This window comes from Chlamydia pneumoniae TW-183 (assembly GCF_000007205.1).
Taxonomy (GTDB): Bacteria; Chlamydiota; Chlamydiia; order Chlamydiales; family Chlamydiaceae; genus Chlamydia; species Chlamydia pneumoniae.
Genome location: NC_005043.1, coordinates 227,304 through 250,189 on the forward strand (window position 1 = coordinate 227,304; position 22,886 = coordinate 250,189).

The following is a 22,886-nucleotide window of genomic DNA, read 5'->3' on the forward strand; positions in this document are numbered from 1 at the left end:
TTAATTATTAGGAATAAAACTCATGAGAAAACGTCACTCTTTCGACTCAACCTCTACAAAAAAAGAAGCCGTCAGTAAAGCTATCCAAAAAATCATCAAGATTATGGAAACAACAGACCCTTCTTTAAATGTAGAAACCCCCAATGCAGAAATCGAAAGCATTCTCCAAGAAATCAAAGAAATTAAACAAAAGTTATCGAAACAAGCAGAAGACCTCGGTCTTTTAGAAAAATACTGTTCTCAAGAAACCCTCTCTAATCTTGAAAACACTAACGCATCACTCAAGCTTTCCATAGGCAGTGTCATAGAAGAACTCGCTTCTCTCAAACAACTTGTAGAGGAAAGTATTGAAGAATCCTTAGGGCAACAAGACCAACTCATCCAATCTGTACTTATTGAGATCTCTGATAAGTTTCTTTCCTCTATAGGGGAGACTCTTTCTGGAAATCTTGATATGAACCAGAACGTAATTCAAGGACTCCTAATCAAAGAAAACCCTGAAAAATCTGAAGCAGCTTCTGTAGGATATGTACAGACTCTACTAGAGCCTCTAAGTAAAAGGATCGGCGAGACTCATAAGAAGGTCGCTACTCATGATGTGAATATCTCCTCCTTGCAATTTCATATGATGTCAGTGGCAGGAGGTAGGTTCCGTGGTCATATTGATATGAATGGCTATCGCGTTTTAGGATTGGGAGAGCCTAAAAATGGAGAAGATGCTGTCTCTAAGGATTATTTAGAACGTTACGTAAGCTCGCAGCTCACTATAGACAAAGTTGAAGACAAGCCCATTACAAAGCCAAATAAGGGAAAATTACTCTATTCCCAAGGGACGAGTCCTAAACTTGAAAGTCCCTTACCTTTAGGGCTTCTGACATCTGGAATCTCAGGATTTACTTGGAAAAGTGCAAGCAAATCTAACGATGGAAGCTTCCCTTTTAGTGCTTTAAGACACAAGGAAACAGAGTCGGATACAGATTGCTTCCAGATTACTTCCACAACGCTCTCAGGAAATCAAGCAGGAACCTACACCTGGTCCTTATCTTTAAAAGTGTTGGTGCCTTCAATCTTCCAAATCGAAAAACCAGAAGTCCAGCTCTCTCTTGTCTACTCTTATGAAGACTGGCTTCCTATCGATAATATCTTCAATATGTCTCAGCCTAGGACCATACCACTAGCTCTCCTAGGACAAACAATGCTTGCAGGACAAAAATATGATATCCTAGAGCTCGCCGCACATCAAACAAACCAAACTCTAATGATTAGCCCGAACTGTTCTCGATTCTCTCTACAATTAAAACAAACTAATCAGTTTGAAAACTCCCCTGTCGATTTCTATATTGTCCATGCCGCTCATTCCTGCCACTGGTCAGGATTCTAAAGTATCACTACAGCTGCTCTAGCAGCTGTAGTCCTATTGAGCAGAGTGGATATATTTCGATAATGGATGACCAGAATCGAGCTCTCCGTCACGCTTGTCATAGACCCCCGCAACAGTTCCTTGATCTATAAGATAGATACGATCCAAACAACTATGAACAAATTGCATGTCATGAGTAGTTAACCCTACAGTCAGTTCCTGGTCTCGAAGTGTTTCTAAAAGATGTCGGAACGATGCCGTAGCAAAAGGATCTAAAGCCGATGTAGGTTCATCAAAAAGTAATGTATGTTTATCCATACATAAAGAACGTACAATAGCCACACGTTGTTTTTGTCCCCCAGAGAGCTGGTCAGGATAATTCTTAGCAACCTCTTCAATATCCAACAAATGTAAAAGCTCGAACGCCTTTTCTCGAGCTTCTTCGGTACTACGACCCTTGATATGGATTTGTGGATGGGTGCAATTTCCTAATACTGTCATATGGGAAAATAACTCGGGTTGTTGGAAAACTAGAGCTGGAGCCTCCCCTTCAATCCAAATATCTCCTTGAGTGGGCTGGACTAAGCCCGCCAAAGCACGTAAAATCATTGTTTTTCCTGAACCACTCTTCCCAACAAACAGTGTAATGTGCCCTCGCTCTAAAGAAAAAGTTACACCATCTAGAATCTTTTTCTTATTTACAGAGTAGGCAAGGTTTCGGACTCTAATTGTCATAACTCCTTCTCTTTTCTGATAACCTAGAAATACAGGAAAATGATGTTGTCATTAAGAAATATAGCCCAGCACAAATAAGATACATTTCCATAGGGTTCAACTCTCTCGAGACAATATCCTTAGTTACTTTAGTTAACTCAGGGACACCGACAACCATTAAAATACTACTTTCCTTGATCAAAGAAACAAATTCATTGGTTAAGGATGGTAAAATATTTTTAAAAACTTGAGGATAAATAATATAAACGAAAATTTGATACTTCTTATATCCCAAAACCATTGCGGATTCCCACTGCCCTATAGAAAGAGAATTGATACCTCCACGGATATTTTCTGCAAGATATGCTGCAGAATTCATACTTAAAGCAATAATTCCAGCAACTAGAGGTGTGGGTTCTATGGGGAGAACTTCAGGCAATCCAAAATATATAATCAAAATTTGAATAAATAAAGGAGTCCCGCGGATAACAGTCACATAACTATTAGCTAAAAGTTTCGTTAACTTAGAAGGGAAGTATAGAGAAGTCACCGTTCCAATCAAAAGACCTAAAATAGAACCACATAGAATGCCGATTCCGCTCACACATAAGGTGTATCCGCATCCTCTTAACAACAGTCTTGCTATAGCTAGCCAATGATCCACTCCGACCTCTTATGCATATTTATTTATAATGAAATCATATTTATGCAATTAATCCAAGAAAACTTGCAGTAAATTTGCAATCGAAACCATCAACAATGGGAGCCTCCCTTCATCTATAGGAGTGACAAAAATCGTGTCATCTCCTGCCAAAGTTCCAAGAATTTCATCTTTGAGCCCTTGATCTAACAAAGCAGCGATCCAAGAAGCTGAACCAGGAACCGTACGAATTACAATAAGAGAGGCGTTATGGCGAATAGAGAGCACCAAATGACGGGTCGTGGTCTTCTCTGTTGAAGAGGGTAAAGAATAACGAGCACCACGCTCTCCAGCAACCTTTACAGCCTGAATCTTTCGTAGCCAACGAGATACAGACGACTGGGTTGTAGCAAAACCTTGAGCTAAGAGTTTTGCACATAATTCCTCCTGAGTTGCCGCTCCTTCAAGACGTAAAATTTCTTTTAAAGCCTCATCTATAGTTACTTTTTTTTTCATAAAAACCCCATGTAACTTTTACTTGCTCATATTGAGAAGTCCCCCATACTATAAAAGGCAACGTTTTCTTTTCTTGGTTTTTTATGCTCACCCTAGGCTTGGAAAGTTCTTGCGATGAGACTGCCTGCGCTATAGTTAATGAGGATAAGCAGATATTAGCAAATATTATTGCCTCTCAAGATATCCATGCATCCTATGGCGGAGTCGTTCCTGAACTTGCTTCAAGAGCACATCTCCATATCTTCCCACAAGTGATAAATAAAGCTCTACAACAGGCCAACTTATTGATCGAAGATATGGATCTGATTGCAGTAACGCAAACTCCAGGGTTGATAGGTTCTCTATCAGTAGGAGTGCATTTTGGTAAAGGCATTGCCATAGGAGCAAAAAAATCCTTGATTGGAGTCAATCACGTCGAAGCTCATCTCTATGCTGCCTATATGGCAGCGCAAAACGTGCAATTCCCTGCTTTAGGTCTTGTGGTCTCTGGAGCTCATACCGCAGCGTTTTTTATAGAAAATCCTACATCCTATAAACTCATAGGAAAAACTCGAGATGATGCTATAGGAGAAACTTTTGATAAAGTAGGACGCTTTCTAGGATTACCATACCCTGCAGGCCCATTAATTGAAAAACTCGCTTTAGAAGGCTCTGAGGACAGTTATCCTTTTAGTCCAGCTAAAGTCCCAAACTATGACTTTTCATTCAGCGGTCTTAAAACAGCTGTTCTCTACGCAATCAAAGGAAATAATAGTAGCCCCCGCTCTCCTGCTCCAGAGATATCTTTAGAAAAACAAAGAGATATCGCTGCTTCATTTCAAAAAGCGGCCTGCACTACTATTGCACAAAAACTTCCCACTATTATAAAAGAATTTTCGTGCCGATCTATACTTATTGGAGGTGGCGTAGCCATTAATGAATACTTTAGATCCGCAATACAAACTGCGTGTAATCTACCTGTATACTTCCCCCCTGCTAAACTATGCTCAGATAATGCTGCTATGATTGCAGGTCTAGGGGGAGAAAATTTTCAAAAAAACTCTAGTATTCCGGAAATTCGTATATGCGCAAGATATCAGTGGGAATCTGTATCACCATTCTCCTTAGCCTCTCCGTAGTCCTCCAAGGCTGCAAGGAGTCCAGTCACTCCTCTACATCTCGGGGAGAACTCGCTATTAATATAAGAGATGAACCCCGTTCTTTAGATCCAAGACAAGTGCGACTTCTTTCAGAAATCAGCCTTGTCAAACATATCTATGAGGGATTAGTTCAAGAAAATAATCTTTCAGGAAATATAGAGCCTGCTCTTGCAGAAGACTACTCTCTTTCCTCGGACGGACTCACTTATACTTTTAAACTGAAATCAGCTTTTTGGAGTAATGGCGACCCCTTAACAGCTGAAGACTTTATAGAATCTTGGAAACAAGTAGCTACTCAAGAAGTCTCAGGAATCTATGCTTTTGCCTTGAATCCAATTAAAAATGTACGAAAGATCCAAGAGGGACACCTCTCCATAGACCATTTTGGAGTGCACTCTCCTAATGAATCTACACTTGTTGTTACCCTGGAATCCCCAACCTCGCATTTCTTAAAACTTTTAGCTCTTCCAGTCTTTTTCCCCGTTCATAAATCTCAAAGAACCCTGCAATCCAAATCTCTACCTATAGCAAGCGGAGCTTTCTATCCTAAAAATATCAAACAAAAACAATGGATAAAACTCTCAAAAAACCCTCACTACTATAATCAAAGTCAGGTGGAAACTAAAACGATTACGATTCACTTCATTCCCGATGCAAACACAGCAGCAAAACTATTTAATCAGGGAAAACTCAATTGGCAAGGACCTCCTTGGGGAGAACGCATTCCTCAAGAAACCCTATCCAATTTACAGTCTAAGGGGCACTTACACTCTTTTGATGTCGCAGGAACCTCATGGCTCACCTTCAATATCAATAAATTCCCCCTCAACAATATGAAGCTTAGAGAAGCCTTAGCATCAGCCTTAGATAAGGAAGCTCTTGTCTCAACTATATTCTTAGGCCGTGCAAAAACTGCCGATCATCTCCTACCTACAAATATTCATAGCTATCCCGAACATCAAAAACAAGAGATGGCACAACGCCAAGCTTACGCTAAAAAACTCTTTAAAGAAGCTTTAGAAGAACTCCAAATCACCGCTAAAGATCTCGAACATCTTAATCTTATCTTTCCCGTTTCCTCGTCAGCAAGTTCTTTACTAGTCCAACTTATACGAGAACAGTGGAAAGAAAGTTTAGGGTTCGCTATCCCTATTGTCGGAAAGGAATTTGCTCTTCTCCAAGCAGACCTATCTTCAGGGAACTTCTCTTTAGCTACAGGAGGATGGTTCGCAGACTTTGCTGATCCTATGGCATTTCTAACGATCTTTGCTTATCCATCAGGAGTTCCTCCTTATGCAATCAACCATAAGGACTTCCTAGAAATTCTACAAAACATAGAACAAGAGCAAGATCACCAAAAACGCTCGGAATTAGTGTCGCAAGCTTCTCTTTACCTAGAGACCTTTCATATTATTGAGCCGATCTACCACGACGCATTTCAATTTGCTATGAATAAAAAACTTTCTAATCTAGGAGTCTCACCAACAGGAGTTGTGGACTTCCGTTATGCTAAGGAAAATTAGCACCTCTTTTAATCTCGCAAACTTGTCAAGAACTGAATCTTATACTAAACTGGGTGCCTTTGTGGCACCTCGTTTCCTTCTGACTGCTCTTCTCTCTCTACTCAACCGCATCCCTAAAAGTTGAAATCTTATTCTAAAGAAAGGTCTTTTATGCTCCGTTTCTTCGCTGTATTTATATCAACTCTTTGGCTCATTACCTCAGGATGTTCCCCATCCCAATCCTCTAAAGGAATTTTTGTGGTAAATATGAAGGAAATGCCACGCTCCTTGGATCCTGGAAAAACTCGTCTCATTGCAGACCAAACTCTAATGCGTCATCTATATGAAGGACTCGTCGAAGAACATTCCCAAAATGGAGAGATTAAACCAGCCCTTGCAGAAAGCTACACCATCTCCGAAGACGGGACTCGGTACACATTTAAAATCAAAAACATCCTTTGGAGTAACGGAGACCCTCTGACAGCTCAAGACTTTGTCTCCTCTTGGAAGGAAATCCTAAAGGAAGATGCGTCCTCCGTATATCTCTATGCGTTTTTACCTATCAAAAATGCTCGGGCAATCTTTGATGATACTGAGTCTCCAGAAAATCTAGGAGTCCGAGCTTTAGATAAGCGTCATCTCGAAATTCAGTTAGAAACTCCCTGCGCGCATTTCCTACATTTCTTGACTCTTCCTATTTTTTTCCCTGTTCATGAAACTCTGCGAAACTATAGCACCTCTTTTGAAGAGATGCCCATTACCTGCGGTGCTTTCCGCCCTGTGTCTCTAGAAAAAGGCCTGAGACTCCATCTAGAGAAAAACCCTATGTACCATAATAAAAGCCGTGTGAAACTACATAAAATTATTGTACAGTTTATCTCAAACGCTAACACTGCAGCCATTCTATTCAAACATAAGAAATTAGATTGGCAAGGACCTCCTTGGGGAGAACCTATCCCTCCAGAAATCTCAGCTTCTCTACATCAAGATGACCAGCTCTTTTCTCTTCCGGGCGCTTCGACTACATGGTTACTCTTTAATATACAAAAAAAACCTTGGAACAATGCTAAATTACGCAAGGCATTGAGCCTTGCAATAGACAAAGATATGTTAACCAAAGTGGTATACCAAGGTCTTGCAGAACCTACAGATCATATCCTACATCCAAGACTTTATCCAGGGACCTATCCCGAACGGAAAAGACAAAACGAAAGAATTCTTGAGGCTCAACAACTCTTTGAAGAAGCTCTAGACGAACTTCAAATGACACGCGAAGATCTAGAAAAGGAAACTTTGACTTTCTCAACCTTTTCTTTTTCTTACGGAAGGATTTGCCAAATGCTAAGAGAACAATGGAAGAAAGTCTTAAAATTTACTATCCCTATAGTAGGCCAAGAGTTTTTCACAATACAAAAAAACTTCCTAGAGGGGAACTATTCCCTAACCGTGAACCAATGGACCGCAGCATTTATTGATCCGATGTCTTATCTCATGATCTTTGCCAATCCTGGAGGAATTTCCCCCTATCACCTCCAAGATTCACACTTTCAAACTCTTCTCATAAAGATCACTCAAGAACATAAAAAACACCTACGAAATCAGCTTATTATTGAAGCCCTTGACTATTTAGAACACTGTCACATTCTCGAACCACTATGTCATCCAAATCTTCGAATTGCTTTGAACAAAAACATTAAAAACTTTAATCTTTTTGTTCGACGAACTTCAGACTTTCGTTTTATAGAAAAACTATAGGAGAAAAAGTTTAGACTTAAAATTCGATAGTAAATTTATTAAAGTAATTTTTAAAATGTTTTCACGATGGATCACCCTCTTTTTATTATTCATTAGCCTTACTGGATGCTCCTCCTACTCTTCAAAACATAAACAATCTTTAATTATTCCCATACATGACGACCCTGTAGCTTTTTCTCCTGAACAAGCAAAACGGGCCATGGACCTTTCTATTGCCCAACTTCTTTTTGATGGTCTGACTAGAGAAACTCATCGCGAATCCAATGATTTGGAATTAGCGATTGCCAGTCGCTATACAGTCTCTGAAGACTTTTGCTCTTATACGTTCTTTATCAAAGACAGCGCTTTATGGAGCGACGGAACACCAATCACCTCCGAAGATATCCGTAACGCTTGGGAGTATGCACAGGAGAACTCTCCCCACATACAGATCTTCCAAGGACTTAACTTCTCAACTCCTTCATCAAATGCAATTACGATTCATCTCGACTCGCCCAACCCCGATTTTCCTAAGCTTCTTGCCTTTCCTGCATTTGCTATCTTTAAACCAGAAAACCCGAAGCTCTTTAGCGGTCCGTATACTCTTGTAGAGTATTTCCCAGGGCATAACATTCATTTAAAGAAAAACCCTAACTATTACGACTACCACTGCGTCTCCATCAACTCCATCAAACTGCTCATTATTCCTGATATATATACAGCCATCCACCTCCTAAACAGAGGCAAGGTGGACTGGGTAGGACAACCCTGGCATCAAGGGATTCCTTGGGAGCTCCATAAACAATCGCAATATCACTACTACACCTATCCTGTAGAAGGTGCCTTCTGGCTTTGTCTAAATACAAAATCCCCACACTTAAATGATCTTCAAAACAGACATAGACTCGCTACTTGTATTGATAAACGTTCTATCATTGAAGAAGCTCTTCAAGGAACCCAACAACCAGCGGAAACACTGTCCCGAGGAGCTCCACAACCAAATCAATATAAAAAACAAAAGCCTCTAACTCCACAAGAAAAACTCGTGCTTACCTATCCCTCAGATATTCTAAGATGCCAACGCATAGCAGAAATCTTAAAGGAACAATGGAAAGCTGCTGGAATAGATTTAATCCTTGAAGGACTCGAATACCATCTGTTTGTTAACAAACGAAAAGTCCAAGACTACGCCATAGCAACACAGACTGGAGTTGCTTATTACCCAGGAGCAAATCTAATTTCTGAAGAAGACAAGCTCCTGCAAAACTTTGAGATTATCCCGATCTACTATCTGAGCTATGACTATCTCACTCAAGATTTTATAGAGGGAGTAATCTATAATGCTTCTGGAGCTGTAGATCTCAAATATACCTATTTCCCCTAGACAAAAGAAGTCTTTGGTAAGGGGTTTTTTTTATTGAAGAGACCTTTCTTCACCAGTATACTATTGTATCTTTATAAGAAGTTTCTTCTGTATATAAATTGCTATATGAAGAAACAGTAAGTAATAGGAGCATTAGGATACGCCTCCTTAAGGTATTTCTATCCTGAAAGACACAATAATCTCATTCCCCCATCGACTAAATCCACCACGGACTCCGACCTCCCATGTCTTCAATCCATATGAACGTAATATTAAGTAGCAAATTGAGTACTATATAATGAAGATGCATAGGCTTAAACCTACCTTAAAAAGTCTGATCCCTAATCTTCTTTTCTTATTGCTCACTCTTTCAAGCTGCTCAAAGCAAAAACAAGAACCCTTAGGAAAACATCTCGTTATTGCGATGAGCCATGATCTCGCCGACCTAGATCCTCGCAATGCCTATTTAAGCAGAGATGCTTCCCTAGCAAAAGCCCTCTATGAAGGACTGACAAGAGAAACTGATCAAGGAATCGCACTGGCTCTTGCAGAAAGTTATACCCTGTCAAAAGATCATAAGGTCTATACCTTTAAACTCAGACCTTCTGTGTGGAGCGATGGCACTCCACTCACTGCTTATGACTTTGAAAAATCTATAAAACAACTGTACTTCGAAGAATTTTCACCTTCCATACATACTTTACTCGGCGTGATTAAAAATTCTTCGGCAATCCACAATGCTCAAAAATCTCTGGAAACTCTTGGGATACAGGCAAAAGATGATCTTACTTTGGTGATTACCCTAGAGCAACCTTTCCCATACTTTCTCACACTTATCGCTCGCCCCGTATTCTCCCCTGTTCATCACACCCTTAGGGAATCCTATAAGAAAGGAACACCCCCATCCACATACATCTCCAATGGGCCCTTTGTCTTAAAAAAACATGAACACCAAAACTACTTAATTTTAGAAAAAAATCCTCACTACTATGATCATGAATCAGTAAAGTTAGACCGAGTCACCTTAAAAATTATCCCAGACGCCTCCACAGCCACGAAACTTTTCAAAAGTAAATCTATAGATTGGATTGGCTCACCTTGGAGCGCTCCGATATCTAACGAAGACCAAAAAGTTCTCTCCCAAGAAAAGATTCTTACCTATTCTGTTTCAAGCACCACCCTTCTTATCTATAACCTGCAAAAACCTCTAATACAAAATAAAGCCCTCAGGAAAGCCATTGCTCATGCTATTGATAGAAAATCTATCTTAAGACTCGTGCCTTCAGGACAAGAAGCTGTAACTCTAGTTCCCCCAAATCTTTCACAACTCAATCTTCAAAAAGAGATCTCAACAGAAGAACGACAAACAAAAGCCAGAGCATATTTTCAAGAAGCTAAAGAAACACTTTCTGAAAAAGAACTCGCAGAACTCAGCATCCTCTATCCTATAGATTCCTCGAATTCCTCCATCATAGCTCAAGAAATCCAAAGACAACTTAAAGATACCTTAGGATTGAAAATCAAAATCCAAGGCATGGAGTACCACTGCTTTTTAAAGAAACGTCGTCAAGGAGATTTCTTCATAGCGACAGGAGGATGGATTGCGGAATACGTAAGCCCCGTAGCCTTCCTATCTATTCTAGGCAACCCCAGAGACCTCACACAATGGAGAAACAGTGATTACGAAAAGACTTTAGAGAAACTCTATCTCCCTCATGCCTACAAAGAGAATTTAAAACGCGCAGAAATGATAATAGAAGAAGAAACCCCGATTATCCCCCTGTATCACGGCAAATATATTTACGCTATACATCCTAAAATCCAGAATACATTCGGATCTCTTCTAGGCCACACAGATCTCAAAAATATCGATATCTTAAGTTAGATCCGAAATGGAAAAATTAAAAATTTTATAGACAATCTTGAAAAGAGAATTAAAAATTTTTAATTTAAATTATAGTTGCAATTGAAAACGCCCCTAAGAATCGGGGCCCCTAACTACTGAATCTACGTGAAATGCAATTGTTAAAAAAATAAGAGATTTATAGAAAAATAAAAGTCTTCCTTCCCAACGCATTTTTTGTATTGAAGATGACTAAAAATGAAAGTATAATGACTTAAACATTTTAGAGCTGAGGTCTACTTCAAGGTAGAAATGCTTAATAGGGTTGTCTCTCGTGTTCTCATACATAAAAAACCGAATTCTTTTTAATTTGCTTTCTCTATGGATTGTTTTGACACTCACGTTCCTAGTTATGAAAACCATCCCAGGAGATCCTTTCAATGACGAAGGCTGCAATGTTCTTTCCGAAGAGGTCTTACAAACCCTAAAGTCTCGATACGGTTTAGATAAACCTCTCTATCAACAATACACACAATACCTCCACTCCATCGCAAAACTAGATTTTGGGAACTCGTTAGTTTATAAAGATCGCAAAGTAACGAACATCATTTCGACTGCCTTTCCTATATCAGCAATCCTAGGATTGCAAAGTCTTTTTCTCTCCATAGGAGGGGGGATCGCTCTCGGCACCATAGCAGCATTAAAAAAAAAGAAACAAAGACGCTATATTCTAGGCGCCTCTATACTCCAAATCTCGATTCCTGCTTTTATATTCGCAACACTCTTACAATATGTCTTTGCTGTAAAAATTCCTCTTCTTCCTATCGCCTGTTGGGGAAGCTTTACTCATACTATACTCCCGACTCTCGCACTTGCTGTAACTCCCATGGCCTTCATCATACAGCTTACCTACTCTTCAGTATCCGCAGCATTAAACAAAGACTATGTCCTACTAGCCTATGCAAAAGGACTCTCCCCACTTAAAGTCGTTATAAAACATATTTTACCCTACGCCATATTCCCAACCATTTCTTATTCCGCATTCCTAACTACTACAGTGATTACAGGAACCTTTGCTATCGAAAATATCTTCTGTATTCCTGGATTAGGTAAATGGTTTATTTGTAGTATCAAACAACGAGACTACCCAGTAGCCCTTGGCTTATCCGTATTTTATGGAACCTTATTTATGCTCTCTTCTTTACTTTCTGACCTGATTCAATCCATTATAGATCCGCAAATCCGTTATGCGCACGGAAAGGAAAAAAAAAGAAAATAAAAGTCATAAGAAAAAAAGAAGCATAAACTTATGGAAAACCTATCCTCAGCTCCATCACGTAGCATTTGGAAATCTATAATCCAGAATAAAATGCTTGTTCTAGGCCTCACGACCCTCATAATTCTAATGCTTGGAGCCCTCCTTTTGCCATGGTTCTATCAAGATTATGAACAGACTTCATTAAAAGACATTCTTGTCTCTCCATGCTCGCGCTTTCCCTTTGGCACAGACACTCTAGGCAGGTGCATGTTTGCCCGAACTCTACGAGGTCTACGACTCTCCTTACTCATAGCGACGATCGCTACACTTATTGATGTGTGTGTGGGACTTTTGTGGGCCACTGTTGCTATATCTGGAGGGAAAAAAATAGATTTCTTAATGATGCGAACCACAGAGATTCTCTTTTCTCTACCGAGAATCCCCATCATTATTCTTCTTTTAGTCATCTTCCATCACGGACTGCTCCCGCTAATCCTTGCAATGACAATTACAGGATGGATTCCTATATCTCGAATTATCTACGGTCAGTTTCTACTCCTGAAAAATAAGCCCTTTGTCCTTTCTGCAAAAGCCATGCATGCCTCCACGTTTCATATTCTAAAGAAGCATCTTCTTCCCAATACCCTAGCTCCCATCATATCTACATTGATTTTTACTATTCCTAACGCTATCTATACCGAAGCCTTCATTAGCTTCCTGGGTCTAGGAATACAGCCTCCTCAAGCAAGCCTCGGCACCTTAGTTAAAGAGGGAATCAATGCTATAGATTACTACCCATGGCTATTTTTCTTCCCCTCTCTAATTATGATTGCCCTCTCTATAAGCTTCAATCTCATCGGCGAGGGGGCTAAAACACTATGTCTCGAAGAGGGATCTCATGGATAACTACTTACTAAATATCAAGGATCTCACAATAACCTCTACAAACCCTAAGAGAACTCTAATTGAAAATTTATCACTACAGCTCAAAGAAAATCGAAATCTTGCTCTAGTCGGAGAGAGCGGCTCAGGGAAAACTACAATTACCAAAGCCATCCTAGGCTTCCTCCCCGAAAATTGTCTGATCAAAACCGGAAGTATTTTATTTGAAGATATAGATATTACCAAGCTCTCACCAAAAGAGCTCCATAAGATCCGCGGTCAAAAGATCGCCACAATACTACAAAATGCTATGGGTTCTCTAACCCCATCCATGCGCATAGGAATGCAAATCATAGAAACCTTAAGACAACACCACAAAATGAATAAAGAGGAAGCCTATAATAAAGCTATGCAACTCCTTACCGATGTTTGCATTCCTAATCCAAAATATAGCTTCTCACAATACCCCTTTGAATTGAGTGGTGGCATGCGCCAACGTGTTGTAATCGCCATAGCACTCGCAAGCCAACCTAAGCTCATTCTTGCCGATGAACCTACAACAGCCCTAGACTCTATGTCACAAGCTCAAGTCCTTAGGATTCTTCGTAATATCCAACAACAGAAACAAGCTACAATCCTTCTTGTTACCCATAACCTCTCTCTAGTCAAAGAGCTCTGTAATGATATCTGTATTATCAAAGACGGCAAACTCATAGAAACAGGAACCGTTGAAGAGATTTTCCTCTCTCCGAAACACCCCTATACTCTCAAGCTCCTCAATGCTGTCTCTAAAATCCCTATTAAAAAAACCAGCTCTCCCATCCTTAAAAATAAGTTCCAACCTCTAATGAGTATGCAAGGTGGTTTATGACAACTCTACTAAGTATAAAGGACCTTTCCCTAACCATCAGAGGAAAGAAAATTCTTAATCATATTAACCTCAACCTAATCAAAGGAAGCTACTTAACAATCGTAGGACCCAGTGGCTCAGGAAAATCTTCCTTAGCACTTACTATTCTGGATCTCCTAAAACCTACCACAGGAACAATCACGTTTCATATGGACCCCAAGATCCCCAGAGCACGTAAGGTCCAAGTGATCTGGCAGGATATCGACTCGAGTCTAAATCCCTGCATGTCTATAAAAGGAATTATTTCCGAACCCCTAAATATCATCGGAACCTATTCTAAAGCCGAACAAAATAAAGAGATTTATAACGTTCTTGATCTTGTGAACCTCCCCAAGTCTGTTCTCCACCTTAAGCCTTATAAACTCAGTGGAGGACAAAAACAACGCATAGCCATTGCAAAAGCTCTAGTCTCAAAACCCGAGCTCCTTATCTGTGATGAACCCCTCTCCTCACTAGACACGCTCAACCAATCCCTAATCTTAGACCTTTTTCAAACAATAAAAAAAGAATACCAAAATACCCTTCTCTTTATCACCCACGATATGTCCGCAGCGTATTATATTGCAGACACTATCGCCGTCATGGATCAAGGAAGTCTTGTCGAACATGCTTGTAGAGAAAAAATTTTCTCAACTCCCAAGCATACAACTACACAAGATCTTCTCGACGCCATCCCCATATTTTCCTTGATCTCCACAGAAATGGAACCCTCGGAAGAATACGAATTACAAGTCGCCTCAAAGTAAATAGATTTAGAAATAACGAATTCTTATAGAAAAATTAGGATTTTTGACGTCTCTCAATAGAAAAATGAAAGTCTGATATGATGAATCAAAAAAACCAATAGTTAATTTGATTTTTGAATTGTTTTTTCTCAGAAAGTTCCTTGACTCCACTAAAAACTCGCTATCTAGTTATAAAATAGAGTCAACGCCTCCTACGGCCGTCCAATCTAGGGTTAGATCAAAAAAACTTAACACTAGAATCAGACGCCAATTATTTCTAAACTATTGTATTACAATCATTCCTATTTGAATTAAACACTTTGAATCCCCATAATGTTCTTGCTTCAACAAACGCAACCATTCTAAAAGAACCCTCGCCTTCTCTATTGCGACGTGTACCTTAATTTATTGAAATATAAAGCATCCGAAAACTGTAGTTCTATTAAGAGCTGGGCGCTTAGGAACCTTAAGTTATTCCTATAAATCGTCCCCCTCCCCCAAAAAAACAATAAAGAGACCAGTTGTATGAATACCTATACCTTCTCTCCTACACTTCAGAAAAGCTTCAGCCTATTTCTTTTAGAAAAATTAGACTCTTACTTTTTCTTTGGAGGGACTCGTACACAAATCTTAGTCATCACACCAACCAATATTAGATTAGCAGCTAAAAAAAGAGGGTGTAAGGTTTCTACTATAGAAAAGATAATCAAGATCCTCTCTTTTATCCTGCTGCCCCTAGTTATCATTGCCTTTATACTTCGCTATTTCTTACATAAGAAATTCGATAAACAGTTCTTGTGTATCCCAAAAGTCATTTCTAACGAAGACGAAGCTCTTCTTGGATCTAGACCACAAGCAGTTGAAAAAGCAGTTCGAGAAATATCTCCAGCCTTCTTCTCTATACCAAGAAAATACCAACTTATTAGAATCGACACTCCTAAAGATGACGCTCCCTCAATCCTTTTCCCTATAGGCATAGAGATCATTCTCAAAGATTTATGTATTGATACACTCAAGCAATCTAATCTTTTCCTTAAAAGAGAAATGGATTTCTTAGGTCATCCAGAAGAAAAAGCATTATTCGACTCGATATGTTCTATAGAAAAAGATCAAGAATGGATGAGCTTGGAAAGTAAAAAACTTTTAATCACGCACTTCCTAAAGTATCTCTTTGTCTCTGGAATCGAACAACTAAATCCAGGCTTTAACCCAGAGAATGGGCGTGGGTATTTTTCAGAAATAAGTACAGCAAAGATCCATTTTCATCAGCACGGTCGATATGGGCCAATCCGTTCTTCGGGACCCATCATGAAGGAAATATAAAAATAAAAGGCATGGGCTACCAAATCTTCACAAGACTTAAAAAACTTGGAATCTCATTCTCCTCTTATAATTCCATTAATCCTAATCCTTACTTCTTCGATGAAGGCTGTTTTGTCTACTGGGAATCCCAATTTAAATCCGCACTGCAAGATCACGGGATTCTCCAGAAACAGACAGAAACATTCTATAGAAATACTTAAATACATTTCTAAGAAGTCTGTCTAAGAGAACTCCAAACCTATAAAAAAACCCTTAAATATTTCCTAAATAGAAGACTCTATAAAAGGCTATGGTTCCGCTAGTGCCTTTAGAAATCCCCCTCAGCTATTGCTAAAGTTCTTTCTAGTATGTGAAGAGTTATGTATACTTACTGTTGCTACACATAGAGCTCTCTTAGAAACTCCTTTAGCTCTATCATTTTTTAAAGAACTTAAGACAAAATATGTCTACAGGGCGAAAGACATACTACAACTACATAACTATAAAGGATTTACTATCCTTAATACATCACCGTTATGTTCTTAATTTCTCTATCTGTAAATCGTTGACAGAAGAAGCCCTGCATGCTACGACTCAATTAACAGTGATGCAATTGGAGTATCTTTGCTAATGGATATTTCCCATATCCTGGAAGATCTTGCCTATGACGAAGGGATCCTTCCAAGGGAAGCTATAGAAGCGGCTATTGTTAAACAAATGCAAATTACGCCTTATTTACTGCATATTTTACACGACGCTACTCAGCGCGTCCCTGAGATTGTAAATGATGGGAGTTATCAAGGTCACCTCTATGCCATGTATCTCCTCGCACAATTCAGAGAAAGTCGCGCACTCCCTCTCATCATTAAACTCTTTGCATTTGAAGATGATACTCCACACGCAATAGCAGGTGATGTCCTAACCGAAGATCTGCCTAGGATCCTAGCTAGCGTCTGCAATGATGACTCGCTAATTAAAGAGCTCATAGAAACTCCAAAAATCAATCCTTATGTGAAGGCAGCCGCAATCTCTGGTCTTGTAACTCTTGTAGGAGCCGGGAAAATTCCTAGGGATAAAGTTATCCGTTATTTTGCAGAACTTCTAAACTATAGATTAGAAAAACAGCCCTCGTTCGCTTGGGATAACCTAATCGCAGGGATCTGTACTCTTTACCCCGGAGAGCTCTTCTATCCAATAAGCAAAGCCTTTGACGGAGGACTTGTTGATACATCTTTCATCAGCATGGAAGATGTCGAAAATATTATCCACGAAGAAACCGTGGAATCTTGTATCCATACCCTCTGTTCTTCTACAGAACTCATTAATGACACTCTAGAAGAAATGGAAAAATGGTTAGAAGACTTCCCCATAGAACCGTGACATCGATCAATCAATATTTCTAACCACTACACCGAGGTCCTAAGTGAACAAAAAAAAACGTTTCTTATCTCTCCTCTTTCTGACTGCAGTACTTTTAGGCATTTGGTTCTCTCCCCATCCCGCATCTATAAATTCTAATGCTTGGCAACTCTTCGCTATATTCACAACTACTATCATGGGAATCATTTTCCAGCCCGTCCCCATGGGAGCTATTGCCATTATTGGAATCTCCACACTACTACTCACACAAACGTTAACTCTAGAACAAGGATTGTCAGGATTCCATAATCCTATAGCGTGGTTAGTCTTCCTCTCCTTCTCAATAGCAAAAGGAATCATAAAAACAGGACTCGGTGAACGAATCGCATACTTCTTTGTCAGTGCTTTGGGGAAAAGTCCTCTAGGACTCAGCTATGGACTGGTAATCACAGATTTTTTCCTTGCACCTGCAATCCCCAGCGTGACTGCTCGAGCTGGAGGGATTCTCTATCCCGTAGTCACGAGCTTATCAGATTCCTTTGGAAGTTCCGCAGAAAAAGGAACTCAAGATCTTATCGGATCCTTCCTCATTAAAGTTGCCTATCAAAGCTCAGTGATCACCAGCGCTATGTTCCTCACTGCTATGGCAGGAAACCCTCTGGTGGCAGCTCTAGCAGGCCACGTCGGGGTTTCTTTATCTTGGGTTCTATGGGCAAAAGCCGCAATCATTCCAGGACTCCTCAGTCTATTCCTCATGCCGATCATACTCTACAAACTCTACCCACCAAAAATCACATCTTGTGAAGAGGCTATCCGATCGGCAAAACTTCGACTCAAAGAAATGGGGCCGCTAAAAAAAGAAGAAAAAACAATATTGATGATCTTTTTCCTCCTTGTAGTCCTCTGGACTTTTGGAGATCTCTTAGGAATCTCAGCAACAACAGCAGCCCTTATAGGACTGTCTCTCCTCATCCTCACTAATATTCTAGATTGGCAAAAAGATGTCATAGCAAATACAACAGCATGGGAAACATTCATCTGGTTCGGAGCCTTAATCATGATGGCTTCCTTCTTAAACCAACTCGGGTTTATCCCACTCGTAGGAGACTCAGCAGCAGCACTGGTCAGTGGCCTCTCTTGGAAAATTGGCTTCCCTCTACTCTTCCTGATCTACTTCTACTCCCACTACCTTTTTGCTAGCAATACCGCGCATATCGGAGCCATGTATCCCATATTCCTCGCAGTCTCCATATCGTTAGGGACTAATCCTATATTCGCAGCACTCACCCTAGCATTCGCAAGCAACCTTTTTGGAGGACTCACTCATTACGGATCCGGACCCGCACCCCTCTACTTCGGGTCACATCTCGTTACTGTCCAAGAGTGGTGGCGGTCAGGATTCGCTCTTAGCATTGTCAATATTGTTATCTGGATAGGAATCGGAAGCTTGTGGTGGAAAGCCCTCGGACTCATTTAGAAACCAAGTCTTTTATATAGAAAATATTCTTTAGCAAGTTTATATTTTGTGAAATATGAAAGCTAAATCATAGGACCACCTGTGATTTAGCCTTCTGTCATAAGCTCTCTTTTTATAGCCTAAAGTTGAAGAAAGCTTAGCCGTAAAAGGTCTTGTTGTATTCTTCCAACGAGTTACAACGAAATACACTAAAGTTCATTCTCAAAGTAGAATCATTCCTTAAAATAAGACCTTTTTAAAAAAACCTGATGTTCTTATGCACAAAAAGAATCCCATTGACTTTAGCCTTGGGATGATGCAAAAAGCAAAATTAGAGTGTAGCCGTTATCCTTATGCATCCTTTATACGTTGATCTTGATACTATTATCAGCTCCTACTCTCCTCCCTTACCTAAAGAATTTCAAGAAGCAGCCTCTTTAATTGCTGTTCCAGATACTTCACATTCTAAGCCTGTCGTTCCAGGAGTGAAAACCCTCTTTCCACAAACCTACCACCTTCCCTATCTAAAGTTTGTCCAAGGAGAAAATGTCGTTCACACTCCTCTAAAAGTAGGCGTAATGTTCTCAGGAGGACCTGCTCCAGGAGGACATAATGTCATCCAAGGACTCTTCAATAGTCTAAAAGATTTCCATCCCGATTCCTCCCTCGTGGGGTTCGTAAATAATGGAGACGGTCTTACAAACAATAAAAGCATAGACATTACTGAAGAGTTTCTCTCCAAATTCCGAAATTCCGGAGGCTTCAACTGTATAGGAACAGGAAGGAAAAAAATTGTAACTCCAGAAGCTAAAGAGGCTTGTCTAAAGACCGCAGAGGCTCTGGATCTCGACGGACTAGTCATTATTGGCGGTGATGGCTCCAATACAGCAACCGCTATTCTTGCAGAGTATTTTGCAAAACGACGCCCAAAAACCTCTATTGTCGGAGTTCCTAAAACTATAGATGGGGATCTACAACACACCTTCTTGGATCTGACCTTCGGATTTGATACTGCAACAAAATTCTACTCTTCAATCATTAGCAATATTTCAAGAGATGCTCTTTCCTGTAAAGCTCATTACCACTTCATTAAACTTATGGGACGCTCAGCATCCCATATTGCTTTGGAATGTGCTCTCCAAACTCATCCAAATATTGCCCTTATCGGCGAAGAAATTGCCGAAAAAAATCTACCACTAAAAACCATCATCCATAAAATCTGCTCCGTAATTGCAGATAGAGCCGCTATGGAAAAATACTATGGCGTCATCCTCATCCCAGAAGGCATTATCGAGTTCATCCCAGAAATCATCAACTTAATTACAGAAATCGAAAGCCTATCAGAATACGAAGATAAAATCTCCAGGCTCTCTCCAGAATCCCAACGCCTACTGAAAAGCTTCCCAGCACCTATCATCGAGCAAATCCTCAATGACCGCGATGCTCACGGTAATGTCTATGTTTCTAAAATTAGTGTCGATAAACTACTCATCCACCTGGTCAGCAATCATCTCCAACAATATTTCCCTAACGTCCCTTTCAATGCGATCTCACATTTTCTAGGATATGAAGGACGCTCGGGATTGCCTACAAAATTCGATAATACCTACGGCTATAGCCTCGGATACGGCGCCGGTATTCTCGTCCGCAATCACTGCAACGGCTATCTCTCTACTATAGAATCCCTAGCATGCCCTTTCATGAAATGGAAATTACGGGCAATTCCCGTAGTGAAAATGTTCACAGTAAAACAACAGGCAGATGGAACTCTACAACCTAAAATTAAAAAATACCTCGTAGATATAGGAAGCACGGCATTTCGTAAATTTAAGCTCTATAGGAAAATTTGGGCCCTCGAAGACTCCTACCGATTCCTAGGGCCTCTACAAATAGAAACTCCTCCAGAAATGCACTCTGATAATTTCCCTCCTCTTACCCTTTTGCTTAATCATAACTTTTGGCAACGTCACCAGGGTTGCATAGAAATCCCTGATACTACGTATTAATTACGTTCTAATACGTTCTTAATTCCTGAAAATCTAAGATGCTTCCACGCAAGCTTATCCGCATACTAAACTTAGCAGAAGTAATGGATCTGATTCGGATACAGTAAGACTGTTACAAGCCACAACTGGTTCACTGAATCCTGTACATGCCATGCAACTCGGTACGAATGCCACGCCATGACGAATCAAAGGGAAACTAGATACAAACGTGGCAATAAGAAAAGAGAGCGTCGATCAACCAAGGACTTTTGATAAGCTACCTGCCTATAGAATCCTCTCCCCACTTAACAAAGTTTTTTATAAAGAAACTTTCATTCTTATTAATAAGAGATAATTCAATCGTTACTATTTAAAAATAAGCAACTTAGAATCAACTATAGAGAGAAAACAATTATTATATTAAAATTCATCGAACAACATTAGGTTGAAGATGGAAACTTATAGCTTTTCTACAGAACTACAGAAAAATACTTCTCTCTATATCATGGAAAAGTTAGATTCCTATTTTTCCTTTCAAGGCAAACGCACACGGGTAATTGCAATAACCCCTGCAGGTTTAGCCATCGCCTACGAGCAGAATATCCACCTCTCTATGACCGTGAAAATATTAAAAGTCCTCTCCTTTCCACGGTCTCTCCTCAGGACAACTAGTTTGTGGTATCGCCCTTGATAATACGAATATCGATAAACAAAAACAACTATCCGAAGAACTCAAAGACTCTCCCAACCAACATTTTGTCTATATAGAACTCCAAAATGCCTTCTTCTCCTATACCGAGATCTAATAAAGTTTCATAGACATCGTATCGAAGATTTTGTAATCATTCCTGCTTATTCTGTGTCTTTCCGCGGCGACTTCACAGTTTCTTCTTCGAACATAGAATCTAAACTATGTTTAGCGGCAGCTTCATACTTCCTCATAACTAAACAGCCCCGTTCTAACTTACTTTTAGCAATTGCAAACTCAAGCTCTTTAGTTTGTTTTATTCCCTTTTCGAGCTCTAGAAGGCTGAATTTCTCCCTAATGAACTCCTCTTTAGCCCTAGCCTGCTCTTGAAAATCTGTGGATGTCTTACATAACAATGTATACTCATACAGCAACAATAAGTACCTCAATCGTGATTGATACAAACAATCCTTTTGATACTCCTCTTGACTGGGAGTCTTAGAAAAACAAAAAAGAGAAACATCATGCAATTCAATAATAATGTCGCTAAGTTTCCTTTGCAGATCTTGAATCGAGCATTTCTCCATCGCATGCTCCTCTCTAAGAAGGCTCTCATTGAGCTCCTTGGTTTCTTTTTCAAAAGTGCATAGCTTCCTCTTTGCTATTTCAACACAATCATTCCCCCAATCCACAAACTCTTCTATCTTGCAAAGAGGCCATCTAAAATCTAACAGGTAATATGCATTCAAATCTCGGATTGCTGTTTTTAGAAAATGTATCTCCGAAGCAATACAAAAAGCCCTCCGATTCACTTTTGATAAATAGGCACCCAAGAATTCTATAGTCTGATAGATAGCACCTATGTCCCCAAGACCTAAAACATCTCTGGCTTTTGTCAATAAAGCATTCCACGCATCGATTGCTTTTTGAGACTCAAAAAGCACATCTTCATCTTCCGTAGCCTTTAAAAATTTGTCCTGGCCCAGCCCGAGTAAAACGAATTCAAGATGATCCAAACATTGATAAAGTGAAGTGATCTCTTGGTCACTTGTCGGCTTCTGGTCTTTTAAATGCGCAAACTCTCTTTTAAGAGCCTCTAACTCTACTAGCATAGTGCTAATAGTAGCATGCTCTTTCTCTCTAATTGTCTTGAAATACTCTCTTTCTCTTTCCCAAAGTTTCTGGTACTATAATAAAGATTTTGCCTCCTCAACTAAAAGTCCGACTCCTCCAGCTAATAAAAGAAGTCCCAGAACAATCCCAAGAACCCCAAAAACTAATGAAAGGACTCCATGAGAAAATACTGTGAGTATGGCAACCCCAGCAAGAAGAAAAAGAGAACCTATAATAACTAAGCTCACAGCTAAGATCACAAAAGTACTTTGTTTAAAGCACCTCTTCTGTTGTATCTGGTCAGAAGTCTTATGAAGCAAAGCAGATTGAATAGAAGAGGCCTGTACATTGGAAATATCAGGATAAGACATAACACATTCTCAACAAAACTTATGGG

The 22,886-nt window shown here is 39.8% G+C and carries 20 protein-coding genes; 15 read left to right on the forward strand and 5 right to left on the reverse strand.

Annotation, left to right across the window (positions count from 1 at the left end):
* Window positions 1-22: 22 nt before the first annotated feature.
* Window positions 23-1,381: a hypothetical protein gene (locus CPB_RS00965; protein ID WP_010882841.1), complete on the forward strand. Its 1,359-nt coding sequence runs from the start codon at window positions 23-25 to the stop codon at window positions 1,379-1,381.
* A gap of 33 nt (window positions 1,382-1,414) precedes the next feature.
* Here CPB_RS00965 and CPB_RS00970 read toward each other — a convergent pair whose 3' ends face one another.
* From CPB_RS00970 to argR, 3 genes are read right to left on the reverse strand one after another with little or no spacing between them, the layout of a single operon-like run.
* Window positions 1,415-2,095: an ATP-binding cassette domain-containing protein gene (locus CPB_RS00970; protein ID WP_010882842.1), complete on the reverse strand. Its 681-nt coding sequence runs from the start codon at window positions 2,093-2,095 to the stop codon at window positions 1,415-1,417.
* Window positions 2,085-2,738 (reverse strand): amino acid ABC transporter permease, encoded by a 654-nt coding sequence (locus CPB_RS00975; protein WP_010882843.1) that lies wholly within the window; start codon window positions 2,736-2,738, stop codon window positions 2,085-2,087. The genes CPB_RS00970 and CPB_RS00975 overlap by 11 nt, the downstream gene beginning before the upstream one ends.
* A 48-nt stretch (window positions 2,739-2,786) precedes the next feature.
* Complete coding sequence (argR, locus tag CPB_RS00980) at window positions 2,787-3,230, reverse strand: arginine repressor (protein ID WP_010882844.1); 444 nt, start codon at window positions 3,228-3,230, stop codon at window positions 2,787-2,789.
* 83 nt (window positions 3,231-3,313) lie between these two features.
* Here argR and tsaD point away from each other — a divergent pair, with 83 nt between their 5' ends.
* From tsaD to CPB_RS01060, 14 genes are all read left to right on the forward strand, one after another.
* Window positions 3,314-4,348: a tRNA (adenosine(37)-N6)-threonylcarbamoyltransferase complex transferase subunit TsaD gene (gene tsaD, locus CPB_RS00985; RefSeq protein ID WP_010882845.1), complete on the forward strand. Its 1,035-nt coding sequence runs from the start codon at window positions 3,314-3,316 to the stop codon at window positions 4,346-4,348.
* On the forward strand, window positions 4,294-5,892 hold the full coding sequence (locus tag CPB_RS00990; RefSeq protein WP_010882846.1) for a peptide ABC transporter substrate-binding protein: 1,599 nt from the start codon (window positions 4,294-4,296) through the stop codon (window positions 5,890-5,892). Before tsaD ends, CPB_RS00990 begins: the two co-directional genes overlap by 55 nt.
* A 150-nt stretch (window positions 5,893-6,042) precedes the next feature.
* Complete coding sequence (locus tag CPB_RS00995) at window positions 6,043-7,626, forward strand: peptide ABC transporter substrate-binding protein (protein ID WP_010882847.1); 1,584 nt, start codon at window positions 6,043-6,045, stop codon at window positions 7,624-7,626.
* 55 nt (window positions 7,627-7,681) lie between these two features.
* Window positions 7,682-8,989 carry an ABC transporter substrate-binding protein gene (locus CPB_RS01000; RefSeq protein ID WP_010882848.1) on the forward strand — a complete coding sequence of 436 codons (1,308 nt, stop codon included), beginning with the start codon at window positions 7,682-7,684 and terminating at the stop codon, window positions 8,987-8,989.
* A 283-nt stretch (window positions 8,990-9,272) separates the two neighbouring features.
* Window positions 9,273-10,853 (forward strand): peptide ABC transporter substrate-binding protein, encoded by a 1,581-nt coding sequence (locus CPB_RS01005; RefSeq protein WP_010882849.1) that lies wholly within the window; start codon window positions 9,273-9,275, stop codon window positions 10,851-10,853.
* Between the two features lie 292 nt (window positions 10,854-11,145).
* Window positions 11,146-12,090 carry an ABC transporter permease gene (locus tag CPB_RS01010; RefSeq protein WP_010882850.1) on the forward strand — a complete coding sequence of 315 codons (945 nt, stop codon included), beginning with the start codon at window positions 11,146-11,148 and terminating at the stop codon, window positions 12,088-12,090.
* A gap of 30 nt (window positions 12,091-12,120) precedes the next feature.
* Complete coding sequence (locus CPB_RS01015) at window positions 12,121-12,975, forward strand: ABC transporter permease (RefSeq protein WP_010882851.1); 855 nt, start codon at window positions 12,121-12,123, stop codon at window positions 12,973-12,975.
* Window positions 12,968-13,822: an ABC transporter ATP-binding protein gene (locus tag CPB_RS01020; RefSeq protein ID WP_010882852.1), complete on the forward strand. Its 855-nt coding sequence runs from the start codon at window positions 12,968-12,970 to the stop codon at window positions 13,820-13,822. Before CPB_RS01015 ends, CPB_RS01020 begins: the two co-directional genes overlap by 8 nt.
* Complete coding sequence (locus tag CPB_RS01025) at window positions 13,819-14,607, forward strand: ABC transporter ATP-binding protein (RefSeq protein ID WP_010882853.1); 789 nt, start codon at window positions 13,819-13,821, stop codon at window positions 14,605-14,607. Before CPB_RS01020 ends, CPB_RS01025 begins: the two co-directional genes overlap by 4 nt.
* A gap of 504 nt (window positions 14,608-15,111) precedes the next feature.
* Complete coding sequence (locus CPB_RS01030; protein WP_010882854.1) at window positions 15,112-15,909, forward strand: DUF648 domain-containing protein; 798 nt, start codon at window positions 15,112-15,114, stop codon at window positions 15,907-15,909.
* A 603-nt stretch (window positions 15,910-16,512) separates the two neighbouring features.
* Window positions 16,513-17,268, forward strand: a complete 756-nt coding sequence (locus CPB_RS01045) for a DUF1186 domain-containing protein (RefSeq protein WP_010882857.1) — start codon at window positions 16,513-16,515, stop codon at window positions 17,266-17,268.
* A 43-nt stretch (window positions 17,269-17,311) separates the two neighbouring features.
* Entirely contained in the window at window positions 17,312-18,724 is a 1,413-nt protein-coding gene (locus tag CPB_RS01050; RefSeq protein WP_010892100.1) for an anion permease, read from the forward strand.
* A gap of 332 nt (window positions 18,725-19,056) precedes the next feature.
* Window positions 19,057-20,709 (forward strand): diphosphate--fructose-6-phosphate 1-phosphotransferase, encoded by a 1,653-nt coding sequence (locus tag CPB_RS01055; protein WP_010882859.1) that lies wholly within the window; start codon window positions 19,057-19,059, stop codon window positions 20,707-20,709.
* A gap of 430 nt (window positions 20,710-21,139) precedes the next feature.
* Entirely contained in the window at window positions 21,140-21,379 is a 240-nt protein-coding gene (locus CPB_RS01060; protein ID WP_010882860.1) for a DUF648 domain-containing protein, read from the forward strand.
* A 161-nt stretch (window positions 21,380-21,540) separates the two neighbouring features.
* Here CPB_RS01060 and CPB_RS01065 read toward each other — a convergent pair whose 3' ends face one another.
* Both CPB_RS01065 and CPB_RS01070 read right to left on the reverse strand, forming a co-directional pair.
* Entirely contained in the window at window positions 21,541-22,488 is a 948-nt protein-coding gene (locus CPB_RS01065; protein ID WP_010882861.1) for a hypothetical protein, read from the reverse strand.
* 75 nt (window positions 22,489-22,563) lie between these two features.
* Window positions 22,564-22,860: a hypothetical protein gene (locus tag CPB_RS01070; protein ID WP_010882862.1), complete on the reverse strand. Its 297-nt coding sequence runs from the start codon at window positions 22,858-22,860 to the stop codon at window positions 22,564-22,566.
* Window positions 22,861-22,886: the final 26 nt, after the last annotated feature.